Origin of the sequence: Aeromicrobium sp. Root472D3, assembly GCF_001426485.1 — a bacterium.
Lineage (GTDB): Bacteria > Actinomycetota > Actinomycetes > Propionibacteriales > Nocardioidaceae > Aeromicrobium.
In genome coordinates, this window is record NZ_LMET01000002.1 from 223,573 (window position 1) to 247,556 (window position 23,984).

The window sequence follows — 23,984 nt, forward strand, 5'->3', positions numbered from 1 at the left end:
CGTGGACGTCGTGATCGCGGCCGGCGGCGCCGCGTGGGAGGAGCCGGCGATCCGCGAGGTCGAGGCGTCCACGGCGCTGCGCCTCGCCCGCCGGTGCGTCGACGTCGCCGACCTGCTCGCGATCGCGCACACCGGGCGCGCCGCCGCCGCGATCGTCTCGGTCGATCTCGCGGGGCTCGACGTCGACACGGTCGCGCGCCTGCGGGGCGACGGCATCGAGGTCGTGACGATCGGGCCCGCCACCGAGCGGGTCGCCGCGCTCGGCATCGCCCGCACGCTGCGCCTCGGCGACCTCGACGAGCTCGCTCGTGAGCAGTGGACGCCGCCCGCCCCGGACGCCGCACGTCGCGCGCCGCTCGTCGCCGTCTGGGGGCCCGGAGGGGCGCCCGGGCGCAGCACCGTAGCCCTGGGCCTGGCATCGTCCGCCGCGGCCCGCGGCGTCGACACGGTCCTCGTCGACGCCGACACCCACGGCGGTGCCCTGGGCCAGATGCTCAGCGTGCTCGACGACGTCAGCGGCCTCGTGGCCGCGTGCCGGGCCGCCAACAACGGACGCGCGAGCGAGGTCGCCGACCACCTGCTCCGGATCGACCCGTCGCTGCGGCTGCTGACCGGGCTGCCGCGGGCCGACATGTGGTCGCAGGTGCGCACCGCGGCGATGCAGGTCGTGCTCGACGAGCTGCGCGACCGGTCGCAGCTGGTGGTCGTCGACGTCGGCGCGCCGATCGAGACGGCGCCGGGACCGGGGCCGTCTCGCCACCAGACGACCCGGCAGGTGCTCGAGTCGGCCGACGTCGTCGTGGTCGTCGGGCGGCCCGATCCCGTCGGGCTGTCACGCCTCGTCCGCTCGGTCCACGAGCTCGCGGAGGCCCTCCCGGACGTCCGGCCCGTCGTGGTCGTCAACCAGATGCGCTCGACGCTCGGCTGGCACGAGCGCGAGGTCCGCGCGACGGTGCTGCGCCTGGCCGGTGTCGAGCCCGTCGTCCACCTGCCGCACGACCAGTCGGGCCTCGACCTGGCCGCCGTCAGCGGTCGCAGCCCGCGCGAGGCGGCCCCGTCGTCGCCGTTCGTGGCCCGCGTCGAGGTGCTGACGTCGCACGTGCTCGACCGGCTCGTCTCGCCCGACGCGCTCGCGGGGTCGACCCACTGACCCGGTGGTAACTTCTCTGCAAGTCGTCTTGAGGAGAGTCATGCAGAGGTTGAGCCCCCTGGACGCGATGTTCCTGCAGCAGGACAGCCCGACCGTCCCCCGCCAGGTGGCCTCGCTCGCGATCCTCGAGGCAGGGGGTCGGCTCGACTACGACCGGCTGATCCACGTCATCAACGAGCGCATCGACCTCGTCCCCCGGTACCGGCAGATCCCGCGCTCCGTCCCCGGCGCACTCGGAACCCCGGTGTGGGTCGACGACGAGAGCTTCGACATCTCCCTGCACGTGCGCCGCTCGGCGCTGCCGCGTCCCGGCACGGTCGACGCGCTGCACGAGCTGGTCGGGCGGCTCATCGCCCGTCGGCTCGACCTCGACCGCCCGCTGTGGGAGCTTTACCTGATCGAGGGCCTCGAGAACGGACGCGTCGCCCTGCTGTTCAAGTCGCACCAGGCGCTCGTCGACGGCTCGGAGACCGTCGACCTCGCGCAGGTGCTGCTCGAGGAGACCGCGCACGAGCGCGACATCCCGTTCGAGGAGTGGAACCCGCGACCCGCGCCCAACGGCGCCGAGCTGCTGGTCGAGACCGTCAGCCGCAACGTCCGTCGCCCCGCCGAGGCCCTGCGCATCACCGAGCACAACCTCGGACGCCTGGCCCGCAAGCTGCCCGTCGTGGGATCGGACGCCCAGGCGCCCCACGGCGTCCTGTCGACCGAGCTCAGCCGTCACCGGCGCTTCGCCTCGCTGGCCGTCAGCCTCGGCGACCTGCGACGCATCCGCGAGTACCACGGCGGCACCGTCAACGACGTCATCCTCGCGTGCATCGCCGGCGGCATCCGCGGCTGGATGCTGACCCGCGCCGAGCCCGTGACCGCCAAGACGAGCTTCCGGGCGATGGTGCCGATGTCGGTCGTCGCGAAGGACGGCCTGCCGACGTCGCTGGGCTCGAAGGTGCGCGGCCACCTGCTCTCGCTTCCGGTCGGCGAGTCCAATCCCGTCGTGCGCCTGCACCAGGTGTCGTACGCGCTGAAGGACCACCGCGAGACCGGCTCGGCCGTCGCCGCGAGCAAGCTGGCCGGCCTGCCGGGCTTCGCGACCTCGACGTTCCACGCCGTCGGGGCGCGGGTCGCCGATGCGGGCGCCGGACGCGGGCACCAGATCGTCATCACGAACGTGCCCGGCCCGCAGGAGGCGCTGTACCTGGCCGGCGAGGCGGTCGCCGAGGTCTACCCGTGCATCCCGCTCAGCGGTCGGCGCGCGGTCGCGATCGGCGTGACGTCGTACCACGGCCAGGTCTTCTTCGGCATCGTCGCCGACCGCGAGGCGATCCCGGACGTCGACGTGCTCGCGCAGTGCGTCGAGGACGCGCTCGCCGAGCTCGTCGAGTCGGTCGAGGACCGGCGCACCCGCGCACCGCGTGGACGTCAGCGTCCGGCACGCCCATGAGCAGCACGCACCCCACGAGAGGACGAGCATGAGGGTCTACCTGGGACTCGACGTCGACGAGCTGGTCGCGCTCGAGGCCGGCGGGTCGGTGACGCCCGCCGAGTCGTTCGTCGCGGCCTCGACCGACGAGGAGGACGAGCTCGCGGCGCTCGAGGAGGCGGCCGAGCACGGCGTCGTCGCGGCCGCGGCCGAGGTCGACGACCCCGACGGGCCCGTCGCGCTGGTCGACGTCGCTTCGCTGCACCTCGACCTCGACGACAGCGGCGACCTCGCGTGGTTCGCACCACAGGAGATCGCCGCCGTCATCGAACTGGTGCGTCGCTAGAGCTTCGACATCCCGTACTCGACCTCTTCGCGCAGCGAGGCGCGGATGGCCTTGGCGACCTCGGGCTCGATCTTCTTGCCGAGGAACGGGATCTTGACCGTCACGTCGCCGTCGACCGTGAAGTCGGCGCCGCCCTCGACGGCGAAGAGCCTGGCCTTGCCCACCATCTCGGCGGGCTGACCGATGATGCTGACCTTGACGTCGGCGGTGCGGTTGCCCGACGCGTCGGGCCCGCTCCAGACCTCGGTCTGCTTGACCTTGACGGTGCTGCCCGTGAGCTTCTTGACGAAGTCGGGCATGTCGGCGGGCTGGGTGCGCACGATCGTGACGGTCGCGCCCTCGCCCTTCGGCTCGACCGTGACCTCGTAGTCGCTGGCGCCCTGGTTGACGCACGACTCGGTGCGGAACGCCTGGTCGACGAGCAGGCCGTAGACCGCGTCGACGCCGGAGTCGCGGTAGGAGAACTTCTCGGTCAGCTTCATTCGGCGGCCTGCTGGTCGCCGGCGGCGAGGGCCTTGAGCTCGGACAGGCGAGCCTCGACCTCGGTCTGCGTCGTGTCGCCCTCGAGCTCGGCGAACTGGGCGTCGAGGCTCGACGCGGCGAGCTCGGCCTGCCCGGCGACCTGCGCCTCGTCGCGGCGCACCTTCTCCTCGAAGCGGGACAGCTCGCTCGTGGGGTCGAGCACGTTGATCGACGACACGGCGCTCTGCACCTTGGCCTGTGCCTCGGCGGTCTTGGCGCGGGCGACGAGCTGGTCGCGCTTGGTCTTGAGCTCGCCGAGCTTGCCCTGCATGTTGACGAGACCGGCCTTGAGCTGCTCGACCGTCTGGTTCTGGGCGGCGATCTGCGGGGCGGCGGCCTTGGCCTCGTTCTCGAAGCCGATCTGCTTGCTCAGCGCGACCTTGGCGAGCGAGTCGAACTTGTCGGCCTCGCCGGCCTGGCCGGCGGCGCGCAGGGCGTCGGCCTTCTGCGAGGCGGCGATGGCCTTGCTGCCCCACTCCTTGACGGCGGCGACGTCCTCGGCGTGATCGGCCTCGGCGAGCCGCAGGTTGCCGATCGTCTGGGCGACGGCGTCCTGCGCCTCGGCGATCGAGGACGTGTAGTCGCGCACGAGCTGGTCGAGCATCTTCTCGGGGTCCTCGGCCTTGTCGAGGAGCGAGTTGATGTTGGCGCGGGTCAGCTGACCGATGCGCCCGAGGATGGACTGTTTCTGTGCCATCAGGGGTCCGTCACTTTCGTCAGTCGGCGAACTCTGGGGGATGCCGTCGCCCTCGATCTTGCTGCATCACCGGTGACGAGACAACAGATCGAGGGCCGGGGGGCGTCTCAGGCGACGGACGGGAGGTGCCGCCGGGACGTCCTGAAGATCCACGTGCGCATCAGCACGAAGCGCATGACGGTCACGAACAGGTTCGCGGCGGTCAGCACGACGACCTCGACGAGCGGGTGCCCGTCGCCCTGCAGCGTCCGCAGCACCCAGATCGCGCCGCTCGTCACGGCGAGGCCGCAGCCGAACACCAGCAGGCCCTGCAGCTGGTGCCGCAGCGCTCCGGCCGGCCCGCGCAGGCCGAACGTGAACCGCCGGTTGGCGGCGGTGTTGGCGATCGCCGTGACGGCCAGCGCCACCGCATTGGCCTCGAACGCGCCGAGGCTGCCGCGCAGCAGCACGTACAGCAGGCCGTACGCGGCGGTCGACAGGACGCCGATCAGGGCGAAGACGACCATCTGGGCGCTGAGCCGCCCGCCCGCGCTGCTGGTCGTGGCGCGGCCGAGGGCCTCGGCGACGTCGGCGAGCGGGATGCGTCCGCGCACCAGCGACCACCCGAGCCGTCCCATGCCGCGCAGGTCGGCCGCTGCCGTCCGGACGATGTCGACCCGGCTGTCGGGGTCGTCGACCCAGTCGACGGGCACCTCGTGGATGCGCAGGCCGGCGCGCTCGGCGACGACCAGCAGCTCGGTGTCGAAGAACCACTCGTCGTCCTCGATCAGCGGCAGCAGCTGCGCGGCGACGTCGCGCCGGATGGCCTTGAAGCCGCACTGGGCGTCCGAGAACCGGGCCCGCAGGGCGCCGCGCAGCAGGACGTTGTAGCCGCGCGAGATGACCTCGCGACGCGGTCCGCGGGTCGTCCGCGACGTGCGGGCCAGCCGCGAGCCGATCGCCAGGTCGGAGTGGCCCGACAGCAGGGGGGCGACGAGTGGCAGCAGGGCGTTCAGGTCGGTCGACAGGTCGACGTCCATGTAGACCAGCACCTCGGCGTCCGAGTGCGACCACGCCTCCTTCAGCGCCCGGCCCCGTCCCTTGCGGGTCAGGCTCACGACGCGGACGTCGTCGAAGCGGCTTGCCAGCTGGTGGGCCAGCAGGCTCGTCGCGTCGGTGCTGGCGTTGTCGGCGATCGTGACGCGGTGCTCGAACGGCAGGGTGCGCAGGTGGTCCCTGACCTTCTCGACGGAGGCGACGAGCGCCTTCTCCTCGTTGAACACCGGGATGACGATGTCGAGGACGGGTGCGCGGCCGGGGGAGGGGCGGCTGCCGGGAGCCGTGGCCGTGGCGGTCACTGGACACCTCCGCTCAGGTCGTAGAGCGTGACGCCGTCGACGGTCTGGGCCGTGAAGTTGTCGGCGACCCAGGTGGCGATGTCGGAGCTGGAGCTGCTGCCGCCGGTCTGCCCGCCTCCTCCGCCGAACCCGCCACCGCCGATGAAGTAGTGGATCTCGCCGTCGGCGACCCGCTGCTCGAACTCGGCGAGCGTCGGGCTGGGGTCGGAGCCGTTGAAGCCGCCGATCGCCATGACGGGCAGCTCGGTCGCGAGCTGGTAGCCGGCCGCGGTGTTGGAGCCGACGGCCGCGGCGACCCAGGTGTAGGAGTCGGCGTCGGTCTCGAGCAGGGCGTTGATCTCGGCGGTCGACTCCGAGCCGTTGAGCAGTCCGCCCGCGCCTCCTCCGCCGCCGCGGGACGGTGTCCCGTTCGGCGCGGTGGGCGTCTGCGTCTGGCCGCCGGTCTGGCCCTGCCCCTGCCCCTGCGTCATGCCCGGGGGGCGGCCCATGCCGCCCATGCGTCCGCCGCCCGGGCCGCCCATGCCGCCCCCGGTGCTGGGACCGGCCGACGGGATCGAGCCCGTGTGCGCGGTCGACGCGGTGTCGACCGCGTAGGCCGCCGGTCCGACGAGGACGGCTGCGAGGGACGTCGCGATGACGGCGATGACGGCGCGACGCGGCAGCAGCCGGTGCAGGACGAGCAGGAACGCGGCGGCCGTGCCCGCGGCGACCACGACGTACTTGAGCCACGGCACGAAGTCGGTCGCGCGGTCGAGCAGGACGAAGCTCATGACGGACGTCATCGCGATGACGAACGCCGCGCCGAGCGTCGCGACGGGCGACTCGCGCCTCTCCCACAGGATGCTCGCGCCGATGCCGACCAGTGCGGCGATCGCCGGTGCCAGCGCCACGGTGTAGTAGGCGTGGAAGATGCCGGCCATGAAGCTGAACGTCAAGCCCGTGACCAGCAGCCAGCCGCCCCACACGACCAGGCCCGTGAGCTGACGGTCGGAGCGTCCGGCGCCCTTGCGGAACCACAGGCCGAGACCCAGCAGCACCAGCGCGGCGGGCAGCAGCCAGACCACCTGGCCGCCGATCTCGGACGTGAAGAGGCGCAGGATGCCGGTCTCGCCCCAGCCGCCCCCGCCGCCGACCGAGCCGGTCTCGTTCCCGTTGAGGCGGCCGAGGCCGTTGTAGCCGAGCGTCAGCTCGAGGATCGAGTTGTCCTGCGAGCCGCCGATGTAGGGGCGGCTCGAGGCGGGCCACAGCTCGACGATCGCGATCCACCAGCCGCCGGCCAGGATCATGGCCCCGAAGGCGACCAACAGGTGCTTGAGCCGCGTCACGACGCCGACGCGTGCGGCGATGAGGTAGACCAGCGCCAGCGGGGGCAGCACGAGGAAGGCCTGCAGCATCTTGGTCAGGAAGGCGAAGCCGACCAGGGCGCCGCCGAGCGCGAGCCACCGCACGGCGCGTGCGGGGTTCTCGATCGCGCGGATCGTCGCGTACACCGAGCCGATCAGCAGGAGCGTCAGCAGGGCGTCCGGGTTGTTGAACCGGAACATCAGCACGGCCACGGGGGTCAGGGCGAGGGCCGCTCCGGCGAGCAGCGACGCCCAGGCGTTCTGCGTCGTGCGGCGGACGGTCGCGTACAGCAGCCCGACCGATGCGACGCCCATCAGCGCCTGCGGCACGAGCATGGCCCACGACGACAGGCCGAAGAGGCGCACCGACAGCGACATGGGCCACAGCGACATCGGCGTCTTGTCGACCGTGATCGAGCTCGCGGCGTCGGACGAGCCGAAGAAGAACGCCTTCCACGACTCCGACCCGGCCTGCACGGCAGCGGCGTAGAACGAGTTGGCCCAGCCCGAGGCGCCGAGGCCCCACAGGTAGAGCAGGGCCGTGGCCAGCAGCAGCCCCAGCAGGGCCGGCCGGACGAGCGGGGAGTCGTCCTCGCGGCCGCGCCAGAGGCGGTGGGCGCGGGACGGGGCCGGGGGAGCGGCCGGTGCGGTGGCGTCGCGCCGGGGTGTCGGCGTGGGGGCCGAGATCGTGGTCTGGGTCATGCCCCCACGATGCGATCGCAGGTTGGGGCGGGGGTGTGCTGAGTCTGTGCCGAGTCTGTGAGCGTCAGGCGGTCGGCAGCGTCAGCGTGAACGTCGTGTCGCCCGGCACGCTGCGGACGGTCGCGTCCCCGCCGTGGGCGTGCATGATCGCCTTGACGAGCGACATGCCGAGCCCCGCGCCGCCCGATGCGCGGGTGCGCGACGAGTCGCCGCGGGTGAAGCGCTCGAACACCGTCGGCAGCAGGGTCGGGTCGATGCCGGGGCCGTCGTCGTGGACGTCGACGCGCACGACGTCCGCGCTCGAGAGCCGCACCGAGACCGTGGTGCCCGGGGGCGTGTGGCGGGTCGCGTTGGTGACGAGGTTCGTGACGGCCTGGTGCAGCCGCTGCTCGTCGCCCGTGACGGTGACGGGCTCGCCGGGGACGTCGAACGTCCAGCGTCGCTCGGGGTCGCGCACGCGGGCGTCGTCGACGGCCTCGACGACCAGGCGCGTCACGTCGACGGGGCGGCGGTCGACGCCGCGTCCCGCGTCGAGGCGGGCCAGCAGCAGCATGTCCTCGACGAGCGTCGACATGCGTCCGGCCTCCGACTCGACCTTCGCGAGGATCTGGTCGGGGTCGGCGCGGCCCGTGCGCCGGCTCAGCTCGGCGTAGCCCTTGATCGTCGACAGGGGGGTCCGCAGCTCGTGCGACGCGTCGGCGAGGAACTGGCGCACCTGCTGCTCGCTCTCGTGGCGGGCGTCGAGCGCCTGCTCGACGTGGCCGAGCAGCTGGTTGAGCGCCTCGCCGACCTGGCCGACCTCGGTGCCGGGGTCGGTCAGCGTGTCGGGGACGCGGACGGTCTCGCCGACCTCGCCCGACGACAGCGGCATCGCGGTCACCTGGTGCGCGGTCTGCGCGACGTCGCGCAGGGGCTGCAGCTGGCGGCGGACGAGGATGCGTCCGGCGACGGCGGCGACGCCGATGCCGAGCACCGCGAGCAGCGACTCCCACCAGACGAGCGCCTGGATCGTGCCGTCGACGTCCTCGGTGGGGATGCCCTGCACCAGCACGTCGCCGCTGCTGAGGGTCGTCGCGGCGACGCGGAACGAGCCGAGGCCCGTCACCTGCACCGTGACCGGGTCGCGTCCGGGGACGACGTCCTCGAGCGTGTCGAGCGCCGACGTCGACATCTCCCGGCGGCTGCCCGACGACGTGATCGACCGCCCGGTGGCCGAGCCGTCGCGGTAGACGGCGGTCAGGCTGCCCTCGCGGTTGCCGCGGGCGTCGGGCGGCGGTCCGATGCCCGAGCGCGGCGTCGTCGGGTCGATGCCGGGCACCCCGCCGTTGGCGGCCATGCTGCTGCGCTCGAGCGATCCCTCGACCTGCCGGTCGAGCTGCCCCGTCAGGTACGACCGCATGACGAGCGTCGCGGTCAGCGCGACCAGCACGCTCACGACGGCGACCAGCGCGACGACCGTGACGACGAGGCGTCCGGTCAGGGACGACGGCAGCAGCCGGCGCACGTCAGCCGACCGGCTTCAGGACGTACCCCGCACCGCGCTTGGTGTGGATCATCGGCTCGTGGCCGGCGTCGATCTTCTTGCGCAGGTACGAGATGTAGAGCTCGACGACGTTGTCCTGCCCGCCGAAGTCGTAGTCCCACACCCGGTCGAGGATCTGCGCCTTCGACAGCACCCGGCGGGGGTTGCGCATCATGAAGCGCAGCAGCTCGAACTCGGTCGCGGTGAGGTCGATCTCGCGCCCGGCGCGGACGACGTCGTGGCTGTCCTCGTCGAGGGTGAGGTCGCCGACCTCGATGACCGAGCTGGGGCGCTCGTCCATCGCGCCGGCGCGGCGCATCAGGCCGCGCAGACGGGCGATGACCTCCTCGAGGCTGAACGGCTTGGTGACGTAGTCGTCGCCGCCCGCGGTGAGCCCCGCGACGCGGTCCTCGACCGAGTCGCGGGCCGTCAGGAACAGCACGGGGATCCCGGGCGCGAAGGCGCGCACCTTGCGCAGCACCTCCATGCCGTCGTAGTCGGGCAGCATCATGTCGAGCACGATCGCGTCGGGGGCGAACTCCTTGGCCGCCGCGACGGCCTTGCGGCCCGTGCCGGCGGTGCGGATCTCCCACCCCTCGTAGCGCAGGGCCATCTGGAGCAGCTCGGCGATGTTGACCTCGTCGTCGACGACGAGGACGCGCAGCGGGAACCCGTCGGCGCGAGTCAGTGAGGGTGCCATGAGAACAGTGTGGACGGGCTGACCGGGCATCGCATGGGCGTCCGCTGTGAGAAGCCTGTGAACTCTCGACCCAGCCGGCGGCGAGCGTGCGCACAGGTTCCTGACAGGTGGGCGACGGACCGTGGGGCCATGAGTGATGTGCAGAGGTCAGAGGTGCAGGACGCGGAGCGGTCGTCGTCGGGCGCGTGGTCGACCCGGACGCTCGTCGTCGCCGCGGTCGTCACGGTGGCGCTGGGCGCGGGGGCCGGTGCGGCCCTCGGCGCCGCGGGCGGGGACGCCGGGAGCGGAGGCTTCGGTGGCGGCCGGGGCGGGTTCCCCGGCGGCGCTCCGGGCCAGATGCGCGGGCAGCTCGGGCAGCTCGGGCAGCCGGGCATCGGCCAGGGTCAGGGACAGCAGCCGGGACAGCTCCCCGGTCAGCCTCCCACGCAGGGTCGGCAGCAGGTGCCCGGGCAGGCACCCGGCACCGGCGGCGCGCCGTCGGGCGGCGACCCGGTGGACGACGGCAGCACTGCCACGATCTAGTCGGCCGGGGTCCACCGGCGCGAAAGTGCGATTCCAACCGGCGTCACGGGATCGCGGGACCTTATACTCGGTCACGACAACCGCCCATCGACAGGAGCAGTGCCGTGGCGAAGAGGACCATCGAAGTCATCACCAGTGATCTCTCGGGCGACGAGCTCGAGCCGGGTCAGGGCGAGACGATCATCTTCTCGGTGGGCGGGGCCGACTACTCGATCGACCTGACGGACGCCGAGGCCGACGAGTTCCGCTCCACGTTCGACCGCTACGTCAAGGTCGCGTCGCGCGCGAGCTCGCGCGGCACGCAGTCGTCCTCGTCGGCCCGCAAGCCGTCGGGATCGGGACGTTCGTCCGAGGAGCTCGCGCACATCCGCGCGTGGGCCAAGGACAACGGCCACGAGGTCAGCGAGCGCGGCCGCATCAAGGCCGAGGTCATCGAGGCGTTCGACAAGGCCCAGGGCTGAGCAGGCCCCGGGCCTCGACCCGTCAGTTCGTGTAGGGCCGGGAGTCGCCGCCGGCGTCGCACGTGCTGCCGGCCAGCCGCGACGGGAAGTCGTACCGCTCGAGCGTCGCGCAGTCGACGAGCGACTGGCCCGTCCACGCCTGCGTCCACGCACCGCCCGACTTCGCCCACAGCACGGCCGAGCCGCCGCACCCCGGGGCGGAGTAGGCGCCGCGGGCCCAGCCGCCGGTGTCGAGCTGCGTCACGGTGATGCGGGGCGCCTCGGTGCAGCCCTCCACGCCGTCCGCGGACTGCTTCGCGATCGAGGCGGCGATGAAGGTCTTGAAGTCGAGGGGCGCGCCGGAGAGCTTCGAGGTGTCGGACACCGCGGCGATCGTGATGCCGTCCTCGTCGACGGCCTCGTAGTCGATGAAGGTGCCGGGCTTGACGGCCGGCTCCTTCGTCGTCTCCGTCGGGGACGGCTCCCGCGTCGTGCTGGTCCTCGTGGGTGCCGGGGTGGTGGGCGCGTCGGTCGCGGTGGGGGAGTCGGTGGACGTCGAGGGGGCCGCCGTCTGGGCGTCGCCGTCGGATCCGCAGGCGCCGAGCATCAGCACCGTCGAGGTCGCGAGGGCGAGGGCGACCAGTCGTGTACGCGTCATGAGCACATGATGCCTCGTCGCCGCCGTGCGCCGCGTGAGGCTAGCGGCCGGTCGTGCCGTCGATCGCCTCGCGCAGCAGGTCGGCGTGGCCGTTGTGCCGCGCGTACTCCTGCACCAGGTGGACGTAGACCATGCGCAGCGACATCGCGTGGCCGTGCACGTCGATCGTGTGGTCGAGGTCGATGCCCGCGACCGCGCGGTCGGCGTGCGCCCACTCGTCGCGCAACTGGTCGACGGCCCCCGGTGCCTCGGCGGGGTCGATCTGGTTGAAGTCGGTGTCGTCGTGCGCCTCGAAGTCGTGCAGGTGCTCGACGTCCTCGCCGGCGACGCGCTTGCGCAGCCAGATGCGCTCGACCTTGGCGAGGTGCCGCACGAGGCCCAGCAGGCTCAGGTTCGACGAGCCGACGGGGCGCAGGGCCAGCTGGTCGGCCGTCAGCCCGGCGCAGACGTTGACGAGCGTGCGGCGCTGGTGCGACAGCATGCCCTCGAGGATCGGTCGCTCGGCACCCGCCATGGGGCCGTCGACGGGGTCGGGGGTGGGTGAGAGCCAGGTCATGGCTCGATCGTCCCACCTCGGTCGTGGTGCGCCGTCCTGGCGGGGTCAGCGGACGGCGGGCTGCAGGAGGACGTCCGAGAACGTCGCGACCGAGGCGGTGCCGGCGCGGTTGAGCGAGGCCTTCGACGGCTGCCGCGCGATGTCGTTGGGCACGAGGCAGTCGGTGCCGGGCGGCAGCTCGCGGTCGCTGATCGCGCCCTCGGGACGACGCTTCTGGTAGCCGCTCGCCGCGCCGCCGTCCTTGGCGTAGGTGCACGTGGGGGTCGTGTCGGTGAGGGCGAGGCCGAAGGCCGCGTCCCAGTTGTCGCCGTTGGGTTCCAGCACCGAGAACGTGCCCTCGAGCAGGTAGGGGTAGAGCACGAAGATTGTCTGGATGCCCGTCAGGTTGGCCAGCAGCGGCTCGTTGACGGTGCGCAGGTCGCGCAGGATCGTGCCGAGGTCGGCCGCGTTCTCGTCGACCACGGCGTTGACGGTCGCGGCCGCGTCGCCGCCCTTGTCGAGCAGGCGTCGCACGTCGGGGTCGGCGTCGACGAGGGTGTCGGAGAGCTTGGCGAGGTTGTCGGAGAACTCCGAGATCGCGCCGCGCTGGTCGATCTGCGTCTGCAGCACGGTGTCGGAGTTGCGGATCAGCGAGCGGGTCACGTCGATGTTGGCGTCAGCGGTCTGGATGAACGTCGACGTCGTGTCGAGGATGCGCGCGAGGTCGGGGCCGGTGCCCTCGAACGCCTGGCCCAGCTCGGAGATCACGGTCTGCAGGTTGTCGGTGTCCACCGAGGTGACGAGGCTGTTGACGTCCGTCAGCAGCTGGGTCGACGAGATCGGGATGGCGGTGTTCTCGACCGTGATCTCGGTGCCCTGCGCGAGGTAGGGGGCCGCGGTGCCGCGGGGGCGGATGTCGACGAACTGCTCGCCGATCGCCGACTTGTTGGCGACGACGAGCTGGGCGTCGGCCGAGATGCGGGGCGCGCTGTTCTCGATGTCCAGGTCGACCAGGACGCCGTCGGGCTCGGGTGTCAGACGTCCGACGCGTCCGACCTCGATGCCGCGGTACGTCACGGGGGCGCCGTCGAAGATGCCGCCGGAGTCGGTGAAGTGGGCCTGCACGGTGTAGGTGCGGTCGACCACGAGCCGGTCGAGCTGGGCGTAGCGCCCGCCGACGAACACGCCGCCCAGCAGGGTCACGAGGGCGAAGATCATCAGCTGGATCTTCGTGCGCCGCACGATCACTCGGCGGCCCCCTTCCTCGTCCATACCGCGAGTATGTTCGCGTTCAACCTATCGGCAGGTACCGGCGATCGGGCGTCCGGGAGCACGTGAGCCCGGTCACGTCCGGCTCGTTATTTGTCATGCGCGTGACAAGAAATCCCCAGGCGGGCAGACGGTGTCTTCCCAACCCGCGGGGGTTTCGCCACTCTGATCGCAGGCATTCCTGCGGGGAAGGGGTGATCGCGATGCAGTCGTCGACGTCGGCGCTGACCGAGCGCGTGCGCGACCTGGTGCGCCAGCGACGCGTCGACCCGCGCACCGATGCCGCCTCGGTGCGGCTGGCGGCGCGCGACGCGATCGCCGAGCACGAGGCCCGCAGCCTGACCGGTGCGGTCGCGACGCTCGACGACCCCGAGGTCGTCATCGGCCAGATCGTCGCCGACGTGTCGGGCTTCGGGCCGCTGCAGTCACTGCTGGACGACGAGACGGTCGAGGAGATCTGGATCAACGAGCCGTCGCGAGTGTTCGTCGCCCGGCACGGACGCCATGAGCTGACGCCGCTGATGCTGACCCCCGAGCAGGTGCGCGAGCTCGTCGAGCGCATGCTGTCGTCGTCGGGGCGGCGGCTCGACGTCAGCCAGCCGTTCGTCGACGCGATGCTGCCGGGCGGGCACCGGCTCCACGTCGTCCTCGACGGCATCGCCCGCGGGTTCGCCGCCGTCAACGTCCGCAAGTTCGTGGCCCGGGCCCACTCGCTGACCGACCTCGTGGGCCTCGGCACCCTCGACGCCCCCACCGCGGCGTTCCTCGACGCCAGCGTCAGGGCCGGGCTGAACATCGTCGTCTCCGGCGGCACCCAGGCGGGCAATGCCACAAATTGCTAATACACCCTGTGGCTACGGAAACACCTCGGACGTCCTCACTTTGATGTAAGACGGTGCTACGATCTGTAGGACGGTCTTACAGGAGGACTTATGGCCACCATCAGCATCCGTGTGGATAACGAGACGCGGGATCAACTCGAGTCCTATGCCCGCGCTCGGGGCAGCAGCTTGAGCGACCTCCTGCGGCGAGCCATCGACACGGTTCTCGAGCGCGACCCTACGCGGCCATGGGATCGCTCAGATGTGCCGCCAACATTGAGTGTCTTGGACCGTCGGATTCTGCAACTCCACCATCAGACTCTTGCTCTCGTCGCGAGCGATCCGGTGGAACGAGAGGAATCAATGCGTCAAGCCTACGTTCTAGAGCGCGGATACACGCTGGAGTATGCGAACGAGTTTGGCCGACTTGAACCGGAGCTGTCTCGCGCAGACTGCCTGTTCGTATTTGATGTGCTTGACATGTTCCGAATTCTCGACGCGAGTTTCCGGAAACTTGCTGCTAGCGGCTTTGTCCATGCTGGGACGGTGTCGAACTATGTCCGATTTCGCGGTTTCGACGTGAACGACAGCTACGAGCATGCACTCGCTGGGTACGTGCACTTCCTCACGCTGACTGATCGCTGGCCGGAGCATCGGGAGTTCGTCGAAGAGACGGGCGGGAACTCGCACATGCCGATGGCGGATAGGTATCGTCGGATGCTTTCGGTCTACAAGCCCATGCGGACTCGTCGCGTTCACGGAGCAGGATCGTCTCCCTCCGACATGCTGCTCTCGTCCGAAGAAGTTCGACGAGTGGTTGACGCGGCAGTTGGTCCCGAATGACCGAGGAGCCACGGACGCACCCCGGTGTGACTCCGGCAACTGTAGCCGCGCGTCTGTCTACGATGCGCCGGGAGATCCGCCTGCCTGACGGGGCTCTGATTTTGCGCGGTGGAACGTTGCAGCTGGGTGACCTTGAGAAGGCGGTTTTGGTTGCCGAAGTGAAGATGAAGCGGCCCGGACTGTCGGTCTATGGAGCCGACGTTCCCGACCCTCAGTCGCTTCTCGATCTAGTAGCTGGTCAGGTCATGCACGCGTCAGTGAGCTTCACGACGGTGGAGTGCTTGAGGGAGAAGGGCTTCGAGCTTGAGCAGACCGGTGACCCACCGCACCACACAGTGTGGCTTCCCGAGACGGACGATCGGGAGTACTGGTTGCGAGAATTTCGCAACTCATTCGAACTGCCGAGGAACCGGGACGGGCTTGCGGGCTACAGTGTCGGATCCCACTAGTGCTATGCGAAGTGTGCTGCGCCGAGCTATGGTCCTCGTAGAGACACTTGAGAGAGGGTGCAGCATGCGTGAGATTTGGGTTGACTTCAACAGCGTCGACGCTCATGGCTTGGCTACGACCCTTGCTGCCTTCGCTGAGGATGGCGTCATGTTGTCGATTGGCCAGCAAGTACTGGCCGGTGACGACGACGGGCACCTCTGCGAAGCAAGCATTGTGGACATGGGTTCGGATGGCTCAGTCACGCTCGCTGTTGACCTTGGCAAGTTCCGCCAGTCGCAGCGTCACGTGCGTGTCGCAGTCTGACCACATACCTCGTAGCTACTTCTTCGCTGGACGCCCGGGCTGCTGTCCGGGCGTTTGTTAGTGGGCGTGATTGTCCGGGTGGGCTGTTGCAAGCGACTAGTCGTGACTCGATAGGCATCGGATCGAAGGGTCAAGTGATCCGCTCGCCCGCTACGCTCCATTCGACAGGCTGCTGAGTGGAGGGCGCGAGTGACGACCGGGGATATTGGAGTCTTCCGCGATCGTCTCGCGCAGCATGGGCCTCAACAGACGGTCCAGCGGTACATCACTTCCGGATCGTGTGTCCACCTGGACGAGAACGACTACGGAGAGTTGCGCCAGCGAGTCTCGGCACGCTTTGGATTGCATCCGACGAATGTCCTGGTGGTGGGATCAGCCAAGCTCGGCTTCTCTATCGCTCCGACGAAGCGCTGGCAATTGTTCAATGATGAAAGTGACATCGATGTCGCCATTGTGTCGTCGCACCTCTACTTGTCCATTTGGCGCCAGGTCGGTGAGTTGCTCGCGAAGGATCCTCTCTTCGCCTGGGACAGGAAGTCACTGTTATCGCGCAAGCATCTCCAGGGCTGNTTCCGGCAACTCACTGAGACGGGGATCTGCGGTCCATACAAGATAAATGCAGGCATCTACTATGACGTGCAGTTCCTGGAGCTGTACCAGGAGCAGGCAGTGCGGGAATGCCTAGAGGGAGAGTAATGAAGACCGCTGGTACAAACCGAAGGCTTCGCACAATTTTGACCGGTCTGCGAACAGGGTCGCTTGTTCCCAACCCCGCGTTTCAACGTCGGCTCGTGTGGTCGAACCGACACAAGAACGCGTTCTTGGAGACGGTTTTGGCAGGACTTCCATTCCCAGAAATCTTCATCGCAGCTGGCACTGTCGACACTGAAACGGGCGAGGGGACTGAATTGATCGTGGATGGTCAGCAGCGCATCACGACTTTGAATCAGTACTTCACTGCGTCGCCCGACTTGAAGCTGGTATCCATCCCGGCGTACGTCGATCTTCCAGAGAACGAGAAGGCGGACTTCCTTGAGTATGAAGTGGTGGTTCGGGACCTCGGCGCTCTGACGAACGACCAAACGCGTGACCTCTTTTACCGAATCAACTCAACCTCTTACAGCCTGAACGCGATGGAGGTGAACAACGCGCGGTTTGATGGCGCACTCAAGGCTTACTGTGATGGCCTGAGTGAACACGGCTTCTTCTCCGATCACAACGTCTTCAGTGCCTACGACGCGAAACGGATGAACGACGTCCGATGGATCTTGACACTCGTTGCGACTTTGCTCTCGACGTACTTCAACCGCGACTCGGAGCACGAAAGGTTCTTGGAGATTTATAACGACGAGTTTCCGGAGGCGGCGACGCTGACGGCTCGGTTGTCGAACACGTTTAAAGCAATCGACGATATGAACTTCGGGCGTGATAGCCGAATCTGGCAGAAGTCGGACCTTTTCACCATCGTGGTCGAGGTCGATCGGTCCCTCCGTACCGGAGGCTTCCCGGGGGTGAAAGCGGCGGCGGACCGCCTTGCCCCCTTCTACGACCTGGTCGATCGCGTCGCTCGCGGGGACGAAACAGTGCGTGACCGTCGTCCCAATGAGTATTTCGCAGCCACCAGGTCCGGCACGAACGATAGGTCGAGCAGGATCAGGCGTGGACGGGTGATCTCCGCAGTGTTGGAAGGCAAAACCGCGACCATCGATGCAGAGATGGAACGCACTCTTTTCGACGACATCTAGACCCATCGGGCGACCCGAAGGGTCGCCCCTTGACTTGATACTGCAACGAAACTCGTTTTGGCTGATTTTGCTCACCAGATGACTCTCATCGGTGTAGTTTTTGTTCTGGAAGCCGGAGGCGGTTGTTCGATCCAGCCGCGCACGAATCAAACCTAAGGTCATCTCCTCAGACCTAGCGCAAGTCCCAATGAGCGGGGCAGGGGACCATCCGGACAAATACTGATCGCGGGGCGGCGCGCCGTCATTGGCGAAGCGCGGGCCTGGACTGAGTCCGCGCAGATCGGGTTCTATCCCGACGCGTCCAAGTAGGTTCCCCGTGAGTTCGTCTATTCTGTTGTCCCCTGACGCTGGTTGGCGTCTGTCGCTGTACCCGACCGCTGGTGAAGCGGGGTGTTCCTTCCAGTCCTCCATACGCGCTGAGCGGCGCTACGTCGCACCCGGGGCGGCGGCGGATCCCGCGCGATCTCGTGCTGAGGCCGCTCGTCGCGCGCGCTCGAAGGTTCGACGCTACGCGGCCTCGAATCTCCTGGACCGTTTCGGAACGCTCACGTACGGGCCGCCATTCTGTCTTGATCCGGCGCAAGCTCGACGCGATGTCGCCGTGTTCGTCCGGGATCTGCGGACGGAACTAGGTGGAAGTCCTTTCCCGTACATCTGGGTTCCGGAGTGGCACAAGGATGGCAAGAAGCTTCATCTGCACTTTGCGCTTGGGAATTACGTCCGCCAGTCGGTGTTGTCGGATGTGTGGGGTCGCGGTTGGGTGTGCATCAAGAGGATCAGCGGTCAACGGCACAACGCTCCTCGTGTCGAGGGTGCGCGGATCGCTGCGCGGTACCTCTCGAAGTACGTGGCGAAAACCTTCGAGTCCGAGAGCCTCGGTGGGCGTCATCGCTACGAAGTCGGACAGGGGTTCCAGCCTCAGGCCGTCCGCTTCAGCGGCACCAGTGACGCGCAAGTCCTGTCCGAAGCCGTCGACGTCATGGGCGGCAAGCCCCCTTCTCGGTCATGGGCGTCATCTGAGAACGAAAACTGGCAGGGCCCGCCTGCGCGGTGGTTTCAATGGGATTGAAATCTCGGGACCCTGACGAGGAATTCGATGCCTGGCTCCGTGAGTCCTGCGCTTCCTCCGGTGTTCCTGTCGATGTCACTGACCCTGAGAAGATCCGTCAGATCCTGACGCTGCTGAAGCGGAGCGCTTGACCCACGGGGCGGTGGTGGTGGCGGCTCTCGGGAGCGCAGAGGCTCCGCGCGCCGCCGGGTTTGCGGCGCGTGGAGGGGCGCTCGCTGCCACCGCCGCCATACGCAGGAAGATTGGCTAGGTCTGGAAAGACTCTGTGACTGCTGGGCCGGGGCAGGATGGAGTGCGTTCGGGCGGACGGGCCGCGCGCAGCCGCGGAGCGGGAGCACGGACCGCCCGAACGGACGTGCTCGGCCTGACTCGGATTGGCGGTCGCAGTTGCTCAGACGATCCACTCTGGGTCGATGCGACTCAGATCGACGCGATTACTCGGTTTCTTCGCTGGATGGATGACCACGCGACTCATAATCGCTCCGATGACAGCTGCTTGGCGCTGAAGAGTCATGTCCGGCGCGTCCCACGCAGCGGCGACGCTCTGGGCGTCTCCAAGGAATTCGGACAGTCCGGTTCCAGTGTCAAGACGCGCCAGTTGACGTCGTGTTGAGTCGATCCGAGTCGCGATGCGTGTCTGAGCTGGAACCAGTTCGCGCTTCGTGAGGGTGCCGTCAATCCACATCTCGAGCAACTCCTCCTGCTTGCGGTACAGCGCTGACAATTCGTCGCTCAGTGTCACGCCGACGCTGTCTGGCTGTTCTGCATCCCGGATGGCCTTGGCAGTCGCCGGTGAACTCAAACGTGTCAGGACGGCGCGAACGATGAACTCTTCTAGCGGCTCAGCATTGATAAACACCTTGGCGCACCCACCGAAGTCTGGTCCTTTACGGCATCCGTAGCGTCGACGCCCACCATCGGGCGAAGAGGCCATCTTGGTCCCACAGGCACCGCAAAAGACTTTGCCCGAAAGTAGGTAGCGCCTAGGCGAGCGCTGGTTCCGTGCAGCCGACTCTGCGAGGCGACTCGTGATTTGTTCGTGCTGCTGACGTGTGATGATCGCCGGCCATGCTGCTTCGCCAACTACCTCGCCGCGATGTTCCCGCAGGCCGGCGATGCGTGGCGACTTCAGCAAGTTTCTGAGAGTCGGTGTCCGCCATTCATTCATCCCGGTGGCTGTGCGGATGCCGTCGGCCTGAAGCCACGCAGCCACGGACACCAGTGATTCACCTGCGAGGAACCGACGCGCTGCTTCGCGGATGACCTTCGCTTCGGATTCCACGACGGTCATGCGGTCGAGCTCGTAGCCGTAGGCGCGTTGACCGGTCTTGTGCGGCTTGCCTGCAGCGGCGTTCTCGTCGTTCTTGCGGCGGATACGTCGTGCTGCTGCGTCGGATTGGTTCGCTGCAACTGCTGCCATGATCCGCGCGATCAAGATTCCGTCGCCCTGGCCTATGTCAGTCTCGCCGGAGACGGTCGCGAATTGCTTGACTCCGAATCGCTGGCACTTGTCGATAAAGTCCTCGAACTCGGCAGGACGGCGAGTCAGGCGGTCCTGGTGATAGACCACTACCGCGTCGAATTCACCAGCTTCGATTGCCGACAGCATCTCGGAGAACGCTGGTCGGGATTTGCCCGAGTAGGCCGACAGGTCGTTGTCAGTGAACTCGGCAGTGACCGTCCATCCACGGTCCTTCGCCAGTTTGCGACAGTCTTCCTTCTGGCGAGCTACGCCTAGACCCTCTCCTCGACGATCATCAGAGATACGCGCGTAAAGGGCTGCTCGAATCATGCAGGTACATTAACAATTCTTTGGCAAGACGACGCTGCTCAACTGCCTCGCCGCCTCGATCCCCGGCGCGCAGCGGCTGATCTCGGCCGAGGAGGTCTTCGAGCTGCAGACGGGACACCCCGACTGGGTCGCGATGCAGACGCGCCAGGCCGGGCTGGAGGGCACGGGCGAGATCGACCTGCGGGCGCTCGTCAAGGAGGCGCTGCGCATGCGTCCGTCGCGCATCATCATCGGTGAGGTGCGGGCGGCCGAGTGCCTCGACCTGCTGCTCGCCCTCAACGCGGGCCTGCCGGGCATGGCGAGCATCCACGCCAACTCGGCCCGCCAGGCGCTGGTCAAGCTGTGCACGCTGCCGCTGCTGGCCGGCGACAACATCGGCTCGCGCTTCGTCGTGCCGACCGTGGCGGCGTCCGTCGACCTCGTCGTCCACACGGGCCTCGACGCCGACGGCAGCCGCGCGGTCCGCGAGGTCGTCGCCGTCACCGGCCGGGTCGAGAACGGGCTGATCGAGGCCGACCCGGTGTTCGTCCGCCGGTCCGGCCGTCTCGAGCGCGGGCACGGCGTGCCGCTGCGCCGCGAGGCGTTCGAGCAGGCCGGCATCGATCTCGACGAGGTCATGGGGGTCGGCCGATGGGCGCCCTGACCGGCTTCATGGCGGGCTTGGGGCTCCTCCTGGTCGCCTGGACGATCACCGATCCGCACTGGCGACCGACGGGTCGGAGGCGCCGAGGGCCGGGACGACTCGCCGACCTGTTGGCGCGGGCCGGGGTGCAGGGCATCGCGCCGGCCCGGGTCGTCGGTCTGTGCGCGGTCGCCTTCGTGATCACGGCCGTCGTGATGACCGGGGTGTCCGGCGTGGCGGCGATCGGTCTGGTGTTCGGCCTGATGGCGGCGGCGTCCCCGGTCGCGATCCTGCGCGGCCGGGCGCAGCGGCGGTTGCGCGAGCACGCCGCGGTGTGGCCGGACGCCGTCGACAACCTGACCTCGGCGGTGCGGGCCGGGCTGTCGCTGCCCGAGGCGCTGATCCAGCTGGGTGAGCGCGGCCCGGACGGGCTGCGCGACGCGTTCGTCCAGTTCGGCCGCGACTACCAGGCGACGGGGCGCTTCCACGAGTCGCTCGACCTGCTGAAGGACCGCCTGGCCGACCCCGTCGGCGACCGGGTCGTCGAGGCGCTGCGCATCGCCCGCGAGGTCGGCGGCGGAGACCTCGGACGCATGCTGAGATCCCTCTCGGGATTCCTGCGCGACGACCTCCGGACGCGCGGGGAGCTGGAGTCACGACAGTCGTGGACGGTCAACGGTGCCCGGCTGGCGGTGGCGGCACCGTGGCTCGTCCTGCTGCTGATGTGCCTGCAGGGCGAGGTGGTCCAGCGCTTCGCGACCGGTGTGGGGCTCGTGGTCCTGGTGACGGGCGCCGGACTGTGCGTGACGGCGTACCGGCTGATGATGTGGATCGGACGGCTTCCGACCGAGCGGCGGATCCTCGCGTGACGGGCGCGGTGATCGGCTTCTGCCTCTCCAGCGGGATGCTGCTGGTCGTGTCCGGCTGGGCGCGCACGCGGCGGCCGTCGATCGAGCAGAGGGTGCTGCCGTACGTCCGCGACGTCCTGCCGCAGCTGCCCGCTCCTGCGCGGGCCTCGTCGACGGTGGAGGCGGTGCTCGGCCCGTCCGTGCGGCGCGTCGGAACCGTCGTGGGCGAGGTGCTCGGCGGCAGCGCCAGCGTCTCGCGCCGCCTGACCCGGATGGGGTCGACGACGACGGTCGACGAGTTCCGGGTCCGGCAGGTCGTGTGGGGCACCGCGGGTCTGGGCGCCGCGGTGGCGCTCTCCAGCGTGCTCTGGACGACGGGACGAGCCGGCGGGCCGGTGCTGCTGGTCGTCTGCGCGCTCGGTTTCGTGGCCGGGGTGCTGTGGTGCGACCAGCACCTGTCGACCCGTGTCGCCGCGCGGGAGCAGGCGATGCAGGAGGAGTTCCCGGTCGTCGCCGACCTGCTGGCCCTGGCGGTCGCGGCCGGCGAGAGCCCCGTGGCCGGCCTCGACCGCGTCATGCGGGTGTGCCGGGGCGCGCTCGCCGACGAGCTCGGTGGTGTCGTCGCCGACATCCGTACCGGCACGCCCATCGCCGACGCCTTCGACGCCCTGGCGTCGAGGACGGGGGTGGGCAGCATCGCGCGCTTCGCGGAGGGCCTCGCGATCGCGGTCGAGCGGGGCACGCCGCTGGTCGACGTCCTGCACGCCCAGGCCGCAGACGTCCGGGAGTCCGCCCGCCGCGAGCTCATCGAGGCGGGTGGGCGCAAGGAGGTCGCGATGATGATCCCCGTCGTGTTCCTCATCCTGCCGGTCACCGTCGTGTTCGCGTTCTTCCCCGGATTCGTCGGCCTGCACCTCACCTCAGGCACCTAGGAAAGGAACTGTCATGTCGATCCTCGAGTCACACCGCCACGACGAGCGGGGCGACGTCCCGGGCTGGGTCATGATCACGGTCATGTCGGCCGGGCTCGTCGCGCTCATCACGGCGATCGCCGGGCCGCGGCTGCAGACGATGCTGACGCAGGCGTTGTCGGCGGTCGGCGGCTGAGACGTGACCGGTCGCGAGCGCGGTGCCGCCGTGGTCGAGTTCGTGCTGGTGATGGTGCTGCTCGTCCCGCTGGTGCTGGGCATCGCCCAGGTCGCGCTCGTCCTGCACGTCCGCAACACGCTGGCTGCTGCGGCCTCCGAGGGGGCACGGGCGTCCTCGCCCTTGGGTGCCACGCCGGCGGACGGGGCGGCGCGCACCCGGTCGATGATCCGCGCGGCGCTCGACGACCGCTACGCCCAGCAGGTGACGTCGTCGTGGACGTCCGTCGACGGGCTGCCCGGTGCCGTGGTCGAGGTGCGCACGCGGGTTCCCGCCCTGGGCATGTTCGGGCCGTCGGTGCCGCTGACGGTGACGGGTCACGCGGTCCGCGAGGTCGAGCCGTGAGGCGCGACGACGGCACCGCGACGGTCGAGTTCGTCTGGCTGTCGTTGCTGCTGCTGGTGCCGCTGGTCTACGTCGTGGTCGCGGTGTTCGACGCGCAACGCGCCACCTACGGGGTCTCGGCCGCGAGCCGCGCGGCGGCGGTGGCGTTCCTGCAGTCGACCGACCCCGCGTCGGGTGAGCAGCGGGCGCGGGTCGCGGCCGATGCGGCGCTGGCCGACCAGGGCATCGACGGTGCCAGCGTCCGGGTGACGTGCCTGCCCGCGCCGACGGAGTGCTTCGAACCCGGCTCGTCGGTGCGGGTCGTCGTGCGGGCGACGCAGCGGCTGCCGCTGACACCGCGGGCGCTGGGGTCGCAGCTCGGGGGCGTCACGGTCGACAGCACCCACACCGAGCCCTACGGCAGCTACCGGGCGCGGCGGTGACCAGGCCGTCGGTGGACCGCGAGGCGGGGACGATCACGGTCATGACGATCGGGTTCCTGCTGTTCCTGGGGCTGCTGACGGTCGTGGTCGTGAACTCGTCCGCCGCGTTCCTGCAGCGCCAGCAGCTCGACAACCTGGCCGACGGGGCGGCGCGATCGGCGGCCGACGGGTTGAGCCGCGAGGTGTTCTACCGCGAGGGGACGATCGAGCTCGACGGCTCGCAGGCCCGCGAGCTCGTCGCGGGCTACGTCGGCTCCCCGGACGTCCGCATCGCCTGGGTGCGCACCGACGGCGACCGGGTGCGAGTGCGCCTCGAGCGGTCGGTCGACCTGGCCCTTGCCCCGCCGGGGTGGCGGTCGCGCACCACGATCGTGTCCGAGGCCACCGCCCAGCTCAGGACGGGGCAGTGATGGCG

The 23,984-nt window shown here is 69.3% G+C and carries 27 protein-coding genes; 17 read left to right on the forward strand and 10 right to left on the reverse strand.

Annotation, left to right across the window (positions count from 1 at the left end; all coding sequences use genetic code 11):
- Position 1 precedes the first annotated feature (1 nt).
- The 3 genes from ASD10_RS15815 to ASD10_RS15825 are packed head-to-tail and all read left to right on the forward strand — an operon-like array spanning position 2 to position 2,916.
- Complete coding sequence (locus ASD10_RS15815) at positions 2-1,150, forward strand: hypothetical protein (RefSeq protein WP_056611135.1); 1,149 nt, start codon at positions 2-4, stop codon at positions 1,148-1,150.
- Between the two features lie 40 nt (positions 1,151-1,190).
- Complete coding sequence (locus ASD10_RS15820) at positions 1,191-2,591, forward strand: wax ester/triacylglycerol synthase family O-acyltransferase (RefSeq protein ID WP_056611136.1); 1,401 nt, start codon at positions 1,191-1,193, stop codon at positions 2,589-2,591.
- A 28-nt stretch (positions 2,592-2,619) separates the two neighbouring features.
- Positions 2,620-2,916: a hypothetical protein gene (locus tag ASD10_RS15825; RefSeq protein WP_056611137.1), complete on the forward strand. Its 297-nt coding sequence runs from the start codon at positions 2,620-2,622 to the stop codon at positions 2,914-2,916.
- Here ASD10_RS15825 and ASD10_RS15830 read toward each other — a convergent pair.
- From ASD10_RS15830 to ASD10_RS15855, 6 genes are all read right to left on the reverse strand, one after another.
- The gene (locus ASD10_RS15830; protein WP_056611138.1) at positions 2,913-3,398 is read right to left on the reverse strand and encodes a DUF2505 domain-containing protein; all 486 of its coding nucleotides are present in this window, start codon (positions 3,396-3,398) and stop codon (positions 2,913-2,915) included. The two genes, ASD10_RS15825 and ASD10_RS15830, sit on opposite strands and share 4 nt — an antisense overlap.
- Complete coding sequence (locus ASD10_RS15835) at positions 3,395-4,135, reverse strand: PspA/IM30 family protein (RefSeq protein WP_056611139.1); 741 nt, start codon at positions 4,133-4,135, stop codon at positions 3,395-3,397. Before ASD10_RS15835 ends, ASD10_RS15830 begins: the two co-directional genes overlap by 4 nt.
- Positions 4,136-4,242: 107 nt before the next feature.
- Positions 4,243-5,472 (reverse strand): bifunctional glycosyltransferase family 2/GtrA family protein, encoded by a 1,230-nt coding sequence (locus tag ASD10_RS15840; RefSeq protein WP_056611140.1) that lies wholly within the window; start codon positions 5,470-5,472, stop codon positions 4,243-4,245.
- Positions 5,469-7,517, reverse strand: a complete 2,049-nt coding sequence (locus tag ASD10_RS15845) for a glycosyltransferase family 39 protein (protein WP_082556340.1) — start codon at positions 7,515-7,517, stop codon at positions 5,469-5,471. The genes ASD10_RS15840 and ASD10_RS15845 overlap by 4 nt, the downstream gene beginning before the upstream one ends.
- Positions 7,518-7,581: 64 nt before the next feature.
- Positions 7,582-9,021: a cell wall metabolism sensor histidine kinase WalK gene (locus ASD10_RS15850; RefSeq protein ID WP_056611142.1), complete on the reverse strand. Its 1,440-nt coding sequence runs from the start codon at positions 9,019-9,021 to the stop codon at positions 7,582-7,584.
- A gap of 1 nt (position 9,022) precedes the next feature.
- On the reverse strand, positions 9,023-9,739 hold the full coding sequence (locus ASD10_RS15855) for a response regulator transcription factor (RefSeq protein WP_304439569.1): 717 nt from the start codon (positions 9,737-9,739) through the stop codon (positions 9,023-9,025).
- 129 nt (positions 9,740-9,868) lie between these two features.
- Between ASD10_RS15855 and ASD10_RS19250 the strand changes: the two genes are divergently transcribed.
- Together ASD10_RS19250 and ASD10_RS15865 are read left to right on the forward strand one after the other, a co-directional pair.
- Positions 9,869-10,261, forward strand: a complete 393-nt coding sequence (locus ASD10_RS19250; protein ID WP_200938338.1) for a hypothetical protein — start codon at positions 9,869-9,871, stop codon at positions 10,259-10,261.
- 104 nt (positions 10,262-10,365) lie between these two features.
- A complete protein-coding gene (locus ASD10_RS15865) occupies positions 10,366-10,722 on the forward strand; it encodes an Lsr2 family protein (protein ID WP_056611149.1) in 357 nt (118 codons plus the stop codon).
- A 22-nt stretch (positions 10,723-10,744) separates the two neighbouring features.
- Here ASD10_RS15865 and ASD10_RS15870 read toward each other — a convergent pair whose 3' ends face one another.
- The 3 genes from ASD10_RS15870 to ASD10_RS15880 are packed head-to-tail and all read right to left on the reverse strand — an operon-like array spanning position 10,745 to position 13,166.
- Positions 10,745-11,359: a hypothetical protein gene (locus ASD10_RS15870; protein ID WP_157432690.1), complete on the reverse strand. Its 615-nt coding sequence runs from the start codon at positions 11,357-11,359 to the stop codon at positions 10,745-10,747.
- A gap of 40 nt (positions 11,360-11,399) precedes the next feature.
- Positions 11,400-11,915 carry a DinB family protein gene (locus ASD10_RS15875; RefSeq protein ID WP_056611155.1) on the reverse strand — a complete coding sequence of 172 codons (516 nt, stop codon included), beginning with the start codon at positions 11,913-11,915 and terminating at the stop codon, positions 11,400-11,402.
- Between the two features lie 45 nt (positions 11,916-11,960).
- Complete coding sequence (locus ASD10_RS15880; protein WP_082556342.1) at positions 11,961-13,166, reverse strand: MCE family protein; 1,206 nt, start codon at positions 13,164-13,166, stop codon at positions 11,961-11,963.
- Between the two features lie 200 nt (positions 13,167-13,366).
- Here ASD10_RS15880 and ASD10_RS15885 point away from each other — a divergent pair, with 200 nt between their 5' ends.
- The 5 genes from ASD10_RS15885 to ASD10_RS18485 all read left to right on the forward strand — a co-directional run bounded on the left by ASD10_RS15885 (position 13,367) and on the right by ASD10_RS18485 (position 18,394).
- A complete protein-coding gene (locus ASD10_RS15885; RefSeq protein ID WP_082556376.1) occupies positions 13,367-14,005 on the forward strand; it encodes an ATPase, T2SS/T4P/T4SS family in 639 nt (212 codons plus the stop codon).
- Positions 14,006-14,095: 90 nt separating this feature from the next.
- A complete protein-coding gene (locus ASD10_RS18480; protein ID WP_082556343.1) occupies positions 14,096-14,827 on the forward strand; it encodes a YfbU family protein in 732 nt (243 codons plus the stop codon).
- A gap of 513 nt (positions 14,828-15,340) precedes the next feature.
- Positions 15,341-15,580, forward strand: a complete 240-nt coding sequence (locus tag ASD10_RS15895) for a hypothetical protein (protein ID WP_157432691.1) — start codon at positions 15,341-15,343, stop codon at positions 15,578-15,580.
- 695 nt (positions 15,581-16,275) lie between these two features.
- Complete coding sequence (locus ASD10_RS15905; protein WP_082556344.1) at positions 16,276-17,325, forward strand: DUF262 domain-containing protein; 1,050 nt, start codon at positions 16,276-16,278, stop codon at positions 17,323-17,325.
- A 316-nt stretch (positions 17,326-17,641) separates the two neighbouring features.
- On the forward strand, positions 17,642-18,394 hold the full coding sequence (locus tag ASD10_RS18485) for a hypothetical protein (protein ID WP_082556345.1): 753 nt from the start codon (positions 17,642-17,644) through the stop codon (positions 18,392-18,394).
- A gap of 391 nt (positions 18,395-18,785) precedes the next feature.
- On the opposite strand, the gene ASD10_RS18490 is transcribed toward ASD10_RS18485, so the two are convergent.
- Positions 18,786-20,186, reverse strand: coding sequence for a recombinase family protein (locus ASD10_RS18490; protein WP_082556346.1), 1,401 nt, complete (start codon positions 20,184-20,186; stop codon positions 18,786-18,788).
- 34 nt (positions 20,187-20,220) lie between these two features.
- Between ASD10_RS18490 and ASD10_RS15910 the strand changes: the two genes are divergently transcribed.
- The 7 genes from ASD10_RS15910 to ASD10_RS15935 are packed head-to-tail and all read left to right on the forward strand — an operon-like array spanning position 20,221 to position 23,979.
- Positions 20,221-20,829, forward strand: a complete 609-nt coding sequence (locus ASD10_RS15910) for a CpaF/VirB11 family protein (protein ID WP_255355154.1) — start codon at positions 20,221-20,223, stop codon at positions 20,827-20,829.
- On the forward strand, positions 20,817-21,677 hold the full coding sequence (locus tag ASD10_RS15915; protein ID WP_056611165.1) for a type II secretion system F family protein: 861 nt from the start codon (positions 20,817-20,819) through the stop codon (positions 21,675-21,677). Before ASD10_RS15910 ends, ASD10_RS15915 begins: the two co-directional genes overlap by 13 nt.
- Positions 21,674-22,588, forward strand: a complete 915-nt coding sequence (locus ASD10_RS15920) for a type II secretion system F family protein (RefSeq protein WP_235502064.1) — start codon at positions 21,674-21,676, stop codon at positions 22,586-22,588. The genes ASD10_RS15915 and ASD10_RS15920 overlap by 4 nt, the downstream gene beginning before the upstream one ends.
- 13 nt (positions 22,589-22,601) lie before the next feature.
- A complete protein-coding gene (locus tag ASD10_RS19255) occupies positions 22,602-22,763 on the forward strand; it encodes a hypothetical protein (RefSeq protein ID WP_200938339.1) in 162 nt (53 codons plus the stop codon).
- Positions 22,764-22,766: 3 nt separating this feature from the next.
- Positions 22,767-23,147, forward strand: a complete 381-nt coding sequence (locus tag ASD10_RS15925) for a TadE/TadG family type IV pilus assembly protein (protein ID WP_056611168.1) — start codon at positions 22,767-22,769, stop codon at positions 23,145-23,147.
- A complete protein-coding gene (locus ASD10_RS15930) occupies positions 23,144-23,569 on the forward strand; it encodes a hypothetical protein (RefSeq protein WP_056611170.1) in 426 nt (141 codons plus the stop codon). Before ASD10_RS15925 ends, ASD10_RS15930 begins: the two co-directional genes overlap by 4 nt.
- Positions 23,570-23,580: 11 nt before the next feature.
- Positions 23,581-23,979 (forward strand): pilus assembly protein TadG-related protein, encoded by a 399-nt coding sequence (locus ASD10_RS15935; protein ID WP_056611173.1) that lies wholly within the window; start codon positions 23,581-23,583, stop codon positions 23,977-23,979.
- Positions 23,980-23,984: the final 5 nt, after the last annotated feature.

Coding starts and splice junctions, on each gene's coding strand:
- ASD10_RS15875 (WP_056611155.1), bottom strand. CDS start 11,915: ATGACCTGGCTCTCACCCACCCCCGACCCCGTCGACGGCCCCATGGCG.
- ASD10_RS15885 (WP_082556376.1), top strand. CDS start 13,367: ATGCAGTCGTCGACGTCGGCGCTGACCGAGCGCGTGCGCGACCTGGTG.
- ASD10_RS15880 (WP_082556342.1), bottom strand. CDS start 13,166: ATGGACGAGGAAGGGGGCCGCCGAGTGATCGTGCGGCGCACGAAGATC.
- ASD10_RS15855 (WP_304439569.1), bottom strand. CDS start 9,739: ATGGCACCCTCACTGACTCGCGCCGACGGGTTCCCGCTGCGCGTCCTC.
- ASD10_RS15895 (WP_157432691.1), top strand. CDS start 15,341: ATGCGTGAGATTTGGGTTGACTTCAACAGCGTCGACGCTCATGGCTTG.
- ASD10_RS19255 (WP_200938339.1), top strand. CDS start 22,602: ATGTCGATCCTCGAGTCACACCGCCACGACGAGCGGGGCGACGTCCCG.
- ASD10_RS15820 (WP_056611136.1), top strand. CDS start 1,191: ATGCAGAGGTTGAGCCCCCTGGACGCGATGTTCCTGCAGCAGGACAGC.
- ASD10_RS15870 (WP_157432690.1), bottom strand. CDS start 11,359: ATGACGCGTACACGACTGGTCGCCCTCGCCCTCGCGACCTCGACGGTG.
- ASD10_RS15830 (WP_056611138.1), bottom strand. CDS start 3,398: ATGAAGCTGACCGAGAAGTTCTCCTACCGCGACTCCGGCGTCGACGCG.
- ASD10_RS15825 (WP_056611137.1), top strand. CDS start 2,620: ATGAGGGTCTACCTGGGACTCGACGTCGACGAGCTGGTCGCGCTCGAG.
- ASD10_RS15915 (WP_056611165.1), top strand. CDS start 20,817: ATGGGCGCCCTGACCGGCTTCATGGCGGGCTTGGGGCTCCTCCTGGTC.
- ASD10_RS15905 (WP_082556344.1), top strand. CDS start 16,276: ATGAAGACCGCTGGTACAAACCGAAGGCTTCGCACAATTTTGACCGGT.
- ASD10_RS19250 (WP_200938338.1), top strand. CDS start 9,869: ATGAGTGATGTGCAGAGGTCAGAGGTGCAGGACGCGGAGCGGTCGTCG.
- ASD10_RS18480 (WP_082556343.1), top strand. CDS start 14,096: ATGGCCACCATCAGCATCCGTGTGGATAACGAGACGCGGGATCAACTC.
- ASD10_RS15835 (WP_056611139.1), bottom strand. CDS start 4,135: ATGGCACAGAAACAGTCCATCCTCGGGCGCATCGGTCAGCTGACCCGC.
- ASD10_RS15845 (WP_082556340.1), bottom strand. CDS start 7,517: ATGACCCAGACCACGATCTCGGCCCCCACGCCGACACCCCGGCGCGAC.
- ASD10_RS18490 (WP_082556346.1), bottom strand. CDS start 20,186: ATGATTCGAGCAGCCCTTTACGCGCGTATCTCTGATGATCGTCGAGGA.